At 66.3% G+C, this 12271-nt stretch carries 10 protein-coding genes; 3 read left to right on the top strand and 7 right to left on the bottom strand.

Features of this window, described 5'->3' with window-relative positions; genetic code table 11:
- On the top strand, positions 1-220 hold a 220-nt coding region (locus BLT65_RS47685), incomplete at its 5' end, for a hypothetical protein (RefSeq protein ID WP_208545850.1).
- A gap of 154 nt (positions 221-374) precedes the next feature.
- Positions 375-1592 (top strand): NnrS family protein, encoded by a 1218-nt coding sequence (locus BLT65_RS34380; RefSeq protein WP_091786701.1) that lies wholly within the window; start codon positions 375-377, stop codon positions 1590-1592.
- A gap of 35 nt (positions 1593-1627) precedes the next feature.
- Here BLT65_RS34380 and BLT65_RS34375 read toward each other — a convergent pair whose 3' ends face one another.
- The 7 genes from BLT65_RS34375 to BLT65_RS34345 form a co-directional block, all read right to left on the bottom strand.
- On the bottom strand, positions 1628-2746 hold the full coding sequence (locus BLT65_RS34375; protein WP_091786698.1) for a GGDEF domain-containing response regulator: 1119 nt from the start codon (positions 2744-2746) through the stop codon (positions 1628-1630).
- Between the two features lie 115 nt (positions 2747-2861).
- Positions 2862-3866: a chemotaxis response regulator protein-glutamate methylesterase gene (gene cheB / locus BLT65_RS34370; RefSeq protein ID WP_091786695.1), complete on the bottom strand. Its 1005-nt coding sequence runs from the start codon at positions 3864-3866 to the stop codon at positions 2862-2864.
- Complete coding sequence (locus BLT65_RS34365) at positions 3863-6166, bottom strand: hybrid sensor histidine kinase/response regulator (RefSeq protein ID WP_091786692.1); 2304 nt, start codon at positions 6164-6166, stop codon at positions 3863-3865. Before BLT65_RS34365 ends, cheB begins: the two co-directional genes overlap by 4 nt.
- Complete coding sequence (locus BLT65_RS34360) at positions 6163-6873, bottom strand: chemotaxis protein CheW (protein ID WP_091786689.1); 711 nt, start codon at positions 6871-6873, stop codon at positions 6163-6165. The genes BLT65_RS34365 and BLT65_RS34360 overlap by 4 nt, the downstream gene beginning before the upstream one ends.
- A complete protein-coding gene (locus tag BLT65_RS34355) occupies positions 6854-8281 on the bottom strand; it encodes a CheR family methyltransferase (protein ID WP_091786686.1) in 1428 nt (475 codons plus the stop codon). Before BLT65_RS34355 ends, BLT65_RS34360 begins: the two co-directional genes overlap by 20 nt.
- Positions 8278-8763, bottom strand: coding sequence for a chemotaxis protein CheW (locus BLT65_RS34350; protein WP_091786683.1), 486 nt, complete (start codon positions 8761-8763; stop codon positions 8278-8280). The genes BLT65_RS34355 and BLT65_RS34350 overlap by 4 nt, the downstream gene beginning before the upstream one ends.
- 46 nt (positions 8764-8809) lie before the next feature.
- Entirely contained in the window at positions 8810-10486 is a 1677-nt protein-coding gene (locus tag BLT65_RS34345; RefSeq protein ID WP_042308080.1) for a methyl-accepting chemotaxis protein, read from the bottom strand.
- Positions 10487-10957: 471 nt separating this feature from the next.
- On the opposite strand from BLT65_RS34345, the gene BLT65_RS34340 reads away from it, so the two are divergent.
- Entirely contained in the window at positions 10958-12256 is a 1299-nt protein-coding gene (locus BLT65_RS34340; protein ID WP_091786680.1) for an MFS transporter, read from the top strand.
- Positions 12257-12271: the final 15 nt, after the last annotated feature.

The following is a 12271-nucleotide window of genomic DNA, read 5'->3' as shown; positions in this document are numbered from 1 at the left end:
GTTGGCGGTGTTAGCCGCTTTCTTTTGCCTACTTTTCTTTGCGGCGGCAAAGAAAAGTAGGTGCCGCCCCGCACAGGGGCGACGCTTGAAGCACGCTAACAAACCGCGGATGCCAGCGAAAAGCCCCAAAAACCAAACCGGACGCCAGCGCAAAGACCAAAAACAACCCAAACCGCTTGCGCAGCAAATCCCGAAAAAACCTGCCATGACCCATCACTAACGAGTTGAATCGACCCTCGCATAGGTCAAAAAGACTCCAGTGAAAATGACTCATGCTCACACCGAGCGCACGGCCTGCAAGGCCTTCTGCGTTGGCACAAAGCCTGCATCGGCACAGCGGTCCGCAACTGAGGCATCTCCACTACGAATCACTCATGAAACCCATCGAGCCCCGCGCCACCTTCGTGCCGCCTCCCGGACGTTACCGCCCCGCGCAGCGCTTCGCATTGCTCAATCTCGGCTTTCGTCCGTTCTACCCGGCGGGCGCGGGCTTCGCCGCACTCGCGCTGACCGTGTGGCTGTTGGTGCTCGCAGGCGTACCGGTGACGGGCAACTATCTGCTGAAGCTCGATCCTATCGGCTGGCACGCGCACGAGATGGTGTTCGGCTTTGCGGCATCGATCGTCGCGGGTTTTCTGCTGACTGCCGTACGCGCATGGACGGGCATGCAGACGACGAGCCATCGCACGCTCGCCGCGCTCGCATTGCTGTGGCTCGCCGCGCGCGTGCTGGTGTGGAGCGGGCCCGCCGTGCCCGCTGCGCTGATCGACAGCGCGTTTCTGCCCGCCGTCGCGTTCGCGCTCCTGCGCGTGCTGACGAAAGCGGGCAACCGGCGTAACTATTTTCTGGTGCCCATGCTGCTGACGTTCGCCGCGCTCAACGCCGCGTTCCATGTGCTGACGCAAATGGGGCATCCCGATCTCGCGCTGCGTTGCCTTTACGCGGCAGCAGGCATTGTCGTGTTGCTGGTCTCGGTGATCGGTGCGCGCGTGATTCCGATGTTCACGTCGAATGCGATTCCGGGTTTTGTGACGCGCCGTTGGAAGCTGGTCGAGTGGAGCGCCGCACCGTTGACGCTGTGCGCACTGTTCGCCGATGCCGCCGCTGTGCCGTCCGCCATTGTCGCGACGCTCGCATTCGCGGCATGCGCGATCCATTGCGCGCGGCTGATTGGCTGGCGTTCATACAAGGTGCGTGGCCCGGCGATTCTGCTGATCCTGCACGTCGCCTATGCCTGGATGCCCGTCGGCTTCGCGTTGCTTGGCCTGAGCGCGCTCGGATTCGTGACGCATTCCGTCGCCATGCACGCCTTCACGGCGGGCGTGATCGGTGGGGCGATCATCTCGATGATCACGCGCACGGCGCGCGGTCATACGGGCAGGCCGCTCGTCGCCGATACGCGCGATATCGCGAGCTATGCGCTCGTCACGCTGGGCTCGGCATTGCGGATCGTCGGGCCGCTCGTTGCGCCTGGCCACTATCAGATGTGGATCTGGAGCGCGGGCGCGTGCTGGATCGCCGCCTTCGCGATCTATGTGGGCGCGTATGCGCTACCGTTGATGCGGCCACGCGCGGACGGCAAGCCGGGTTAGCGCCGACGCGTCAATCAGGCACGAACGGCACACGCTCACTCCGCCGTCGAGCGCGTTTCGCTCCGACCGCTTTCCATCGCCGCCACGCGGTTCTTCCCATCGCGTTTCGCGCGATAGAGCGCGAGGTCGGCGGCTTCGATCAGCGTCGTCATCGGCGCGTCGTGCGCGGGCACCTGCGTCGCGCAGCCGACGCTGATCGTCACGTACTGTCCCGACGACGAGCCCGCATGCGGAATGCGCAGCGCTTCGACTTCAAGCCGGACCTTCTCGGCGAGCAGGCGCGTGCCGCCCGCCGACGTGCCCGGCAGCACGACCGCGAACTCCTCGCCGCCGAACCGCGCGGCAAGATCGCCGGGCCGCCCGAGGCAGCCTTCCACCGTCGACGCGATCTGCTTGAGCACTTCGTCGCCCGCGACATGGCCGTACGTGTCGTTGTACGGCTTGAAGTTGTCGACGTCGATCATCAGGATCGACACTTCCGTTTGCGCGCGCATGCCGCGCCGCCATTCGGCGTTCAGATATTCGTCCAGATACCGCCGGTTCGACAGACCCGTCAGTCCATCCGATTGCGTCAGCTTGCGCAGTTCGAGATTCGCCTCCAGCAGTTGCTGCTGCGATTCGCGCAGCGCTCGATACGCCTCGTCGCGTTGCAGCAGGTTCACATACGAGCGCGAGTGATAGCGGATGCGCGCAACCAGTTCCATCCGGTCGGGCAGCTTGACGAGATAGTCGTTCGCGCCCGCCGCGAAGGCCGCGCTCTTGATGGTCGGCTCTTCCTTGGTCGACAGCACGATGATGGGCACGTCGCGCAGCTTCGTGTTCGTGCGGTACGCCTTGACGAGCGTGAGACCGTCGATGCCGGGCATCACGAGGTCCTGCAGGATCACCGTGGGGCGCGTGTGGGTGGCCGCGTGGATGGCTTCGTCGGCGTTCGCGCAGTAGTGCAGGTCGATGCCTTCCTCGTTCGCGAGCGCGCGCCGCACCGCTTCCGCGACGATCGCCTGGTCGTCGACCAGCAACACCATGATCGGCACGTCGGACAGCGCGGCCGTTTCCAGCGCGGCGCGCGCGGCTTCGAGCGCGGCATTCGCGCGGTCGGCCGACGTCGATGTGGAACCCCCCTGGTCCCGTGCCCCGATTTGATCGAAGTCCATGTGCGTACCCCTGTCGGAAGTGCTGGTCATGCGTTGTCTCGGTGTTTCACTGCGTGCTGCCCTTGCATCGAATGTCCCGTTGCTCCAGTCTTTGCCCCTGCTGCCTTGCGCTCAATCAACGTCGCGCGAACGCCGCCAGCTGACCGGCGATGCCGCCCAGCGGCAGAATCCGGCGTGCCGCGCCCAGCGTCGCAGCGGCCTTCGGCATGCCGTAAACGGCGCTCGTCGCTTCGTCCTGCGCGATCGTGTCGTAGCCTTTTGCGCGCATCGCCTTCAGGCCGATCGCGCCGTCGCGGCCCATGCCCGTCAACAGTACGCCGAGTGCTTCGCCGGGCCAATGCTCGACCACACTATGAAAGAACACGTCGACGGAAGGACGGTAGGGCATCTCGGCCGGTTCGCGAGTGTAGTGCAGCGCGCCGTTTTGTGTCAGCAGCATGTGATCGTTGGTCGCCGCGAGCAGCGCGACGCCCGCAGCCGGCAACTCGCCCTCGCGCGCGGTGCGCACCGCGACGGACGTCTGCCCGTCGAGCCATTGCGCCATGCCGTCGGCGAACACCTGGTCGACATGCTGCACGATCACGATGGGCGCGGCGAAGTCCGCGGGCAGGCTGCCCAGCACGGTCGCCAGCGCAGCCGGCCCGCCCGCCGACGCGCCGATTGCCACCAGCCGCTGCGCATCGCGCGTGAGCGGCGCGATGGCCGTTTGCCGCGGCGCCCAGGGCTTGTCCATCAGCTGGCCGATCTGGTCGATCTTCTGCAGCATCAGTAGCGCGGACTCGCCGATGCCGCGCGCGGCGAGCGTCGGCGTATCGACGGCGTCGAGCGCGCCTGCGCCCATCGCCTCGTAGACGCGCCACGTATTCGCGCCTACGCTGCTCGTCACGATCAGGATCGGGCAGGGCGTGCGCGCCATGATGCGGCGCGTCGCTTCCACGCCGTCGATCTTCGGCATGATCAGGTCCATCAGCACGACGTCGGGCGTCTGCGCGGCGCAGAAGTCGACGGCATCTTCGCCATTCGCGGCGACCCACAGCACGCGATGCTCCGGGCGCAGCGCGATCACGCGGCGCAGCGCTTCGACGGCGAGCGGCAGGTCGTTGGCGATGCCGATATTCATGCTGATGCCTCTCCGATCAGGTCGCGTACGGCATCGAGCAGGGCTTCGTCATGGAAGCTGCCCTTCGCGAGATAGTAGTCCGCGCCGGCTTCGAGCCCGCGCCGGCGGTCCTCGTCGCGGTCCTTGTACGACACGATCATCACGGGCACGGGCTTGAACAGCGGGTCGCGCTTGATCAGCGTGACGAGCTCGATGCCGTCCATGCGCGGCATGTCGATATCGGTGACAACGAGATCGAATGTTCCGCTGCGCAGCGCGTTCCAGCCGTCCATTCCGTCCACGGCAACCGTCACCGCATAGCCGCGTTTTTCGAGCAGCTTGCGTTCCAGTTCGCGCACCGTCAACGAATCTTCGACGACCAGCACATGCTTGCGCTGCCGCGCGGCGACGTCGTGCGCGCGGCCGATCCGGTCGAGCTGTCCGCCGCGCACGAGCTTGTCGACGGAGCGCAGCAGGTCGTCGACATCGACGATCAGCACGGCGTCGCCGTTCTCCATCAGCGCAGCCGCCGCGATGTCGCGGATCTTGCCGAGGCGCGGGTCGAGCGGTTGCACGACGAGCATCCGCTCGCCGAGAAAACGGTCGACGGCGATCCCATACGTCACCCGCTCGTCGCCGATCACGACGACGGACACGGACTCGCGCGTCATGCCCGCCTGCGCGCCGAGCAACTGATGCGCGGTGACGAGCCCGACGGGCTTGCCGTCGAACGCGAAGTGTTGCTGGCCTTCGAGCATGTCGATATCGGCGCGCGCGAGTTCAAGCGTACGGCGCACATGCGCGAGCGGAAACGCGTACGCCTCGCCGCCCACGTCGACGAGCAGGCTGCGCACCACGGAGAGTGTCAGCGGCAACTGCATCACGAAGCGCGAGCCGCGGCCCGGCTCGTTGAAGATGCGCACGGTGCCGCGCACGGCCTTGACCATTTCATGCACGGCGTCGAGGCCGACGCCACGGCCCGATACATCGGTGACCTGCTCGCGCATCGAAAAGCCCGGCAGCAGCAGGAAGTCGAGCAGCTCCGGTTCGGACAGGCGCGCGGCCGTGTCTTCATCGGCGAGCTTGCGGCGGATCACCGACGCGCGCACGTTGTCGAGATCGATGCCCGCGCCGTCGTCGCTGACGCTGATCAGCAGCTTGCCCGCGCTGTGGCGCGCTTCGAGCGTCACGTGCGCTTCGGCGGGCTTGCCGCGCGCGAGACGCACGTCGGGTGTCTCGATGCCGTGATCGAGCGCGTTGCGCAGCAGATGGCCGAGCGGCGCGTCGAGCATGTCGAGAATGTCGCGGTCCACCTGCGTCGACGTGCCGACGATCTCGAACTTGACGCGCTTGCCGAGCGAGCGCGCCAGATCGCGCACGACGCGCGGATACGCATGCGTCGCGTCGCCGAACGGGCGCATCCGGCATTGCAGCGCTTCGTCGTACAGCAGTTGCGCGAGGTTGGCGCTGCTGCGGTCGTAGTGGTCGAGTTCGTCGAGACGTGCGCCGAGCGTGTGCTGCATGCCGTTGAGCGCGGTGCGCACGTCGGCTAGCGCCGAGAGCGCGGCATCGTCGAGATGTTCGGCGAGTGTGTCGTAGAGCGCGTCGAGCGCGCGCGAGGTTTCGCGCTGCGTGCGTTTGATGCGCAGCATCGACGTCGCGAACGGCTTGAGCCAGCGCGATTCCACCAGCACTTCGCCCGACAGGCTCAACACGCGGTCGAGATTCGCGGCGCGTACGCGCAGCATGCGGTCCGCAGTACGAGCCGAGGCATGGGTGCCTTGTTGCGCGGGTGCGTCGGACTGGTCGCTAATATTGCTTGCAGGCGCTTCCGGCCGTTGCGCGAGCGCCTCGGCCTGCAACTGCGCCTGGAGTAGCGCATACACGTCGACGTCCGGCTCGATGGGCGCTCCGTCACCGTCAGCCGTTTCACGCGCGGCGCTTTCGGGCGACAACATCCGCCTCACGAACACGTCGATATCGGCGCGCGTGACAGGCGCGTCCGGCTGCGCATCACCCACGCGCATTAACAGATCGACGCCGCGCAACAGCACGTCGATATGCGCGGGCGTCAGTTGAAGTTCGCCGCGTTGCGCGCCGACGAAGCACTCTTCCATCACATGCGCGATATTGACGCCATCCTGCAAGCCGATGATGCGCGCCGCGCCCTTGAGCGAATGCGCGGCGCGCATGCAGGCTTCGAGCGCGGCGGCGTCGGCCGGGCGATGTTCGAGCGCGAGCAGCCCATCGGACAGCACGCGCGTCTGCACGGCGGCTTCCTCGCGGAACAGTTCGAGCAGCGATTGATCGTCGTCCGTCATCGCAGGCTCCGGGCAATCGAGTCGAATAGCCGCGCCGGGTCGATCAGGCCGACGGTTCCGCCGCGCCACGCGAGCACGCCGCACGCGTGCGACGCGGTGGCGTGCGCGAGCGTCGCGGGTACGGGCAGCAGTTCGGCGTCCGCATAACGGATCACGCCTTCGACCTCGTCGACGGGCAAGGCAATGGGCGGAGCGGCGGGCTCGCTGTCGTGCGCGGCGACCAGCATCCGCGCATAGCCGTTGCGCACGGCCTGCTTCGTGTCGGCGGCGCGGTCCATGTTCAGCAACTCGCCGAGCGAGACCGCGACGGTCAGCGCGCCGCGCACGTTGACGACGCCGAGCACGGCGCGCGAGCGCTGATGCGGCAGCGAATGGATCGCGCGGATATCGTCGATCTCGCGCAGCACGCGCGTCGGCAGCGCGAGCCATTCGCCCGCGACGCGAAAGGCGAGGGCGGACTGCGTCTGTGCGGACGCTTCACGCGTTTCGGCTTTGGGTGCGCTCGACTCCGTACGCGCAACGAGGTCCGTGTCGCTCAAAGGCCGGTCGAACAATTGCGCTGCGCCTTGCGCGAAGACCGGGCAGTTCAGGCAACGAAAATGCTCGGCGAGGCGCGGGCACGTGTTGTCGCCGCGCGTGCCGATGCGGTTCCAGCAGTCGTCGACGCGCACGGACGCGGTTGAAAGATCAGGAGCGTCGTGCAGCATGGAATCCTCGTGAACGTTGCGCATCGTCCGTTGGCGCCTGATCCGATTGTGTCGATTGAGCCGTGCGCGCCGCCGAGCGTTGCGCGCGCTGCATCAGATTCTGCGCGCCTGCACGATCGCCGCCGATGTCGAGCAGCGCGGCCAGATGCGTGAGCGCTTCGTAATGCGCGGGGTCCAGATAAAGCGCCTTGCGATAGAAGTCGGCGGCGTCGGCGCTGCGGCCGCGCGCGTCGGCGATCAGGCCGAGCAGGTAGAACGCGTCGACATTCGGCCCATGCACGATCGCGTGCTGATGCGCGAGGCGCTCGGCTTCGTCGAATTCACCGGCGTCGGCGTGACGGCGCGCGGCAGCGAGCGATGGTTCCGCAGCGGGTTGGGGCGTTGGCGCTCGCACGGTCTGTTGCGTGCGCGCGGGCGGCGGCGTGACGGCGCGGTTCGCAAGCGGTGGCTTCGCGGGCGCGCGAGTTGCCGCCGTACACGCGGGCGCACGCGCGGCTTGCGTCGTCGTCACGTTTGCCGCGCTCAAAGCAAGCGGTTTGACCGAGCGCGCTGCGTTCGTTTCCTCGGGCGAGCTGCGCCGGAACGCAAACGCGAGCGGAATGCGCGCGGATGTCATCGCATGGCGCATCATCAGGCCCGTTTCGGCGGGGCCGACGAAGATTGTGCCGCCGTTGGCGAGATTCGCGTCGAGCACGCGGATGGCGCGGTCCTGCGCTTCGCGGTCGAAATAGATCAGCACGTTGCGGCAGAAAATGAAGTCGTACGGTGCCTGCGCGCCGGCTTGCAAGTCGAACAGGTTCGCGTGCGAAAAGCGCACCGTCTCACGCACGCGGTCGCTCAGTTGCCAGCTGTCGCCCACTGCCGTGAAATGCCGGTCGCGAAACGCGAGCGGATGGCCGCGAAACGAATTGCGCCCATAAAGGCCCGCGCGCGCATGCTCGATCACGCGCGCGCTGATATCGAAGGCATCGACGGTGAAGCGGTTTTCGCCGATGCCGTCGTCGAGCAGCGTCATCGCGATCGTGTACGGTTCCTCGCCCGTCGAGCACGGCAGGCTCAGCACGCGCAGCACGTGCATCGGATCGCGCACGAGCCGCTCGTTCGCCAGCCGCGCGAGTGCAACATACGCCTCGCGATCGCGATAGAACCAGGTTTCGGGCACAACGAGTGCCTCGATCAGCCCCTGCCGTTCGTCGCGCGACACAATCAATTGCTGCCAGTACGCTTCGATCTCGGCGGGATCGACGGCGACGCTCGTGTCGTGCGCCGCGAGGCCCAGGCGCGTCACGCGCACGCGTTCGAGCACCGCGCGCTCCACCGCGTTGATGCCCAGCGACGACGCGTCGATCCCCGTCTCACGCAGGAGCCAAGCTTCGAAGCGCGGCACGAAAGCGGTCGCGGCGTTCATCGCGTATGAGGTTGGGGTTGCGGGAAGAGCAGCGCTTTCACGTCGTCGTCGAGCATCTGCTGCACGTCGATCCATTGGATCAAGCCGGACTCGTCGCTCGCGACGGGGCCGAGCCAGCGCGCGTGCGGCGTCGCGACGCCGCTGTCGGCGAAGTACTCGCGCTCGATCCGGCGTGTCTGCGTCGCGCGTTCGACGATCAGGCCGAGCAGCCGCGGCGGCGTGTCCGCGTCAGCGGGTTCGCGCGTGTCACGATAATGGACGAACACAAGCCGGGTCGAGCGCCAGTACTGCGACGGACGCCCAAGCGCGAGTTGCGCGAGATCGATCACGGGCACGGGCTCGCCGTGCCGCTCGACTACGCCCGCGACCCACGCGGGCGCGCCGGGAATCGCCTTGGTGGCCGTCAGCGTCTGCACTTCGACGATGTCGGCGGCATCGAGCGCATAGCGGTCGCGGTCGAGTTCGAACAGAAGGAAGAGCATCGCCGTCACCGTATCAGCCGTGTTGGGCCTGCCAGCGCGAGCGGGCTCACGCTTCGATCTTGAAGCGCGACACACCCGTGCGCAGCTGGTTCGCGACGAGCGTGAGATCGTCGATCGCCTGCGACGACTGGCGCAGCGATTCCGCCGTCTGCTGCGCGGCCTCCGACAACTGCGACAGCGCCTGGGTGATCTGCTCGGCGCTCGTCGCCTGCGTCTGCATGCCTTCGTTGACGAGCTGGAAGCGCGGCGCGAGCGTCTGCACTTCGTGAATGATCTGCGACAGCTGATCGCTGACCTGCTGCACGTCGCGCATGCCGCGCCGCACTTCTTCGGAGAACTTGTCCATGCCCATCACACCCGCCGAGACAGCCGACTGGATTTCCTTCACGGTCTGTTCGATATCGAAAGTGGCGACGGCCGTCTGATCCGCGAGACGGCGGATTTCCGTCGCGACGACGGCAAAGCCGCGTCCGTACTCGCCCGCTTTCTCGGCTTCGATGGCTGCGTTCAGCGACAGCAGGTTGGTCTGATCGGCGACCTTGGTGATCGTCGCGACCACCTGATTGATGTTGACGGCCTTCTCGTTGAGGATCGCGAGCTTCGCGTTCACGGAGCCGGCCGCTTCCATCACGCTGCGCATCGTGTCTTCCATGCGCGTGAGGCCGTTCTGGCTCGCGCCCGCGAGCGTCGCCGACTGATCCGCGACGGCCGACACTTCGTTCATCGTGCGCAGCAGGTCGCGCGAAGTCGCGAAAATCTCGCGCGAGGTCGCGCCGATCTCCGTCGTCGTCGCAGCGGTTTCCGTCGCCGTCGCCTGTTGTTCCTTCGACGTCGCCGCAATCTCGGCCACCGACGTCGTCACCTGCAGCGACGACTTTTGCGCCTGCGCAACGAGGCTGTTCAGTTCCTCGGCCATCCGGTTGAAGCCGTCCTCCAGCGTGCCGAATTCGTCGCTGCGGCCCAGCTTCAAACGCTGCGTCAGGTTGCCCGTGCGCATCACGTTGTGTACGTCGACGAGGCTCGCCATCGGCACCGTGATCGCGCGATACAGCGAGAAGCCGGTGTAGAGCGCGACCAGCAGCGTGACGCCGAGCGCCGTCGCGAGCGTGATCTCCGTGCCCGTCACGGAGTCGCGGATCGATTTCGCGGAATCGTCCGCCTGGGTGCGGTTTTCGTTGACCAGCTCGTTTGCCGTGCGGATCACGCTTTCCCAGGCGGGCGCGAGCTTGACGAAGGTGGCTTGCGCATCCGCCTTCGAGGTCGGCGCGGTGCGCATGGCGTCGTTCAGTTGCGGCAGGTATTGATCCCAGGCGGCGCGGAAAGCCCGGAAGTGCTCGCGGTCCACGTCACGAAAGAGCGTTGCCTGGTACTCGGCCGACACCTGATCGAACTTTTGCAGCAAAGCCGGCATCCGTTCGAGATCCTGCTTCGTCGCGGCATCGCTGCTGTCGACGAAGAGCGCGCGTTCGAGCGTCGAATAGCCTTCGTTGGCGGCCGCGCGCAAGGTCGTCGCGAGGTAGAGGCCGGGCACCGAGTCGTGGCCCATGCTGAGCGCTTCGTCGTCCATCACGCGTAGCCGGCTCCAGGAGATCGCGGCCATCACCAGCATCAGCACGAACAGTGCGCCGAAGCTCAGCATGATCCGGTTGCCGAGCGTGAAGCGGGCCGCGTGCTTCGGATCGAGCAGGGTGGTTTCGCTGGTGCGGGGCGTCGCTGTGGCCATTGTCGATGACTCTTCCGGTGTTGGATGGTGTGAGGCGGCGCGTCGGATGTCGATCATCCGGACGGTCCACGCCGACGCTAATTGGAAATTACATGATTCCCTCGCGAATCATTATCCCAAAAAGCTTGCGAAACCTGTGCCAGATCGGCGTTTTGAAAGGGAGGCTAGACGGTTTCGCGCAAAGCGCAAGCAGGGCTTGGCCGCATTGCGCCTTTCCTGACAACCAGGGAAGCCGCGTCGTAGCGCAGCGGGCGATGCCCAGGCGCAACCCAAAAACGCCTGTGCCGTCGCATCGCTGTTGCGAAATGCATAAGAAAGCTTTGCGAGCGCGGCTTTGTCGCCCAGAATGTTCCGTAACACAGCATGCGCTGTCGGAAACGCACTCTGGCCGGGTGTCGACCGCGAAATGCCTTCCCGTCGATTTGCGCGAAGCGGGCGTGGCCGATGTGCCTGGCGATATCTGGAGTTGTCATGCTCGACGATACGCTTTCGCTGCCGTCGGCGTCACGGGCCGCACGCCAACGCTGGACGATCTTCGTCGCCAGCACGGGCGGCGCGCTCGAGGTTTTCGATTTCGTCATCTATGGCTTCTTCGCGCAGCACATCGGGCGCGTGTTCTTTCCGCCCGGCATCGGGCTCGCGCCTGCCACGCTGTCGTTTGCCGTGCTCGCCATCGGCCATCTGTCGCGCCCGCTCGGCGGCCTGTTTCTCGGCCGGCTCGGCGACAAGTACGGGCGGCGCATCGTCTTCATGTCGTCCGCGCTCGTTGCCGCGCTCGCGACGCTCGCCATTGGAATGCTTCCTTCATACGCCGCGCTCGGCATCGCCGCGCCCATTGCGCTGCTTTCGTTGCGTCTCGTGCAGGGTTTGTGCCTCGGCGGCGAGTTGCCGGGCGCGCTCGTGTACGCGATCGAGACGGGCTCCGCGCATCCGGGGCTGATGTGCGGCTTCGTGTTCGTGGCCGTCAATCTGTCCTTGTTGCTCGCTTCGAGCGTAAATCTCGCGGTGCATCTGTTGCTCGACGTGGCGCAGATCGATGCGTTCGGATGGCGGATCGCGTTTTTGCTGGGCGGAATCTGCGGTCTCGGCATCTTCGCGCTGCGCCGCACGCTCGATGAATCGGCGGAGTACGCGCGCGCGATTGCGCGGCGGCATCGCGAACCGCTTGCCGTACTGTTCCGTCATCACCTTGCGGCCATCGTCACGGGAATAGGCGCGGGCGTGATGACGGGCGTCACGGGCGGACTGTTCATCGCATACATGCCGAGCTGGCTGCAGGCGCTCGGCCATGACGCAAGCGACGTGGCGTGGGCGCAGACGATCTATGTGATCGCGATCGCCGCGTGCATTCCGTTGACGGCGGCAGCGGGCGACCGTTTCTCGCGCCGCCGCGTATTCCGCGTGGGTGCCGTCATGACGGCCTTGTTCGCGCCCGTGTTTTTTATCGCCGCGTTACGCCCGCACGCCAATCTCGTGCTGCTGTTCGTCATCGCGGGGGCGATTGCATCGTTCATCAATGGCACCTACGGCTGCGCGATCGCCGAACTCTTTCCTGTCGACGTGCGCTTTAGCGGCGTCGCGGCTGCGATGAACTTTGGCCTCGCCGTGACGATGGGTCTGACGCCGCTGACTGTGAGCTTTCTGGTCGCGGATCTGCATTGGACACTCGCGCCCGCGCTCGTGATGCTGGCTGGCGCGCTGGTCGCATTTGCAGCGACGTTCGGCATGAAGCGCGGCAGGCTGCGTACGCCGATCGTTCGGCACGAGTAGCGGCGCACGCCTGGT

Source organism: Paraburkholderia steynii, from assembly GCF_900100565.1.
Taxonomy (GTDB): Bacteria; Pseudomonadota; Gammaproteobacteria; order Burkholderiales; family Burkholderiaceae; genus Paraburkholderia; species Paraburkholderia terrae.
The sequence above is the reverse complement of the archived record's forward strand: the minus strand, read 5'-3'. Positions and strand labels throughout refer to the sequence as shown.

What these genes read in the sequence shown, in the direction of transcription:
- BLT65_RS34380 (WP_091786701.1), top strand. Translation starts at nt 375, where the DNA reads ATGAAACCCATCGAGCCCCGCGCCACCTTCGTGCCGCCTCCCGGACGT.
- BLT65_RS34375 (WP_091786698.1), bottom strand. Translation starts at nt 2,746, where the DNA reads ATGGACTTCGATCAAATCGGGGCACGGGACCAGGGGGGTTCCACATCG.
- cheB (WP_091786695.1), bottom strand. Translation starts at nt 3,866, where the DNA reads ATGAATATCGGCATCGCCAACGACCTGCCGCTCGCCGTCGAAGCGCTG.
- BLT65_RS34365 (WP_091786692.1), bottom strand. Translation starts at nt 6,166, where the DNA reads ATGACGGACGACGATCAATCGCTGCTCGAACTGTTCCGCGAGGAAGCC.
- BLT65_RS34360 (WP_091786689.1), bottom strand. Translation starts at nt 6,873, where the DNA reads ATGCTGCACGACGCTCCTGATCTTTCAACCGCGTCCGTGCGCGTCGAC.
- BLT65_RS34355 (WP_091786686.1), bottom strand. Translation starts at nt 8,281, where the DNA reads ATGAACGCCGCGACCGCTTTCGTGCCGCGCTTCGAAGCTTGGCTCCTG.
- BLT65_RS34350 (WP_091786683.1), bottom strand. Translation starts at nt 8,763, where the DNA reads ATGCTCTTCCTTCTGTTCGAACTCGACCGCGACCGCTATGCGCTCGAT.
- BLT65_RS34345 (WP_042308080.1), bottom strand. Translation starts at nt 10,486, where the DNA reads ATGGCCACAGCGACGCCCCGCACCAGCGAAACCACCCTGCTCGATCCG.
- BLT65_RS34340 (WP_091786680.1), top strand. Translation starts at nt 10,958, where the DNA reads ATGCTCGACGATACGCTTTCGCTGCCGTCGGCGTCACGGGCCGCACGC.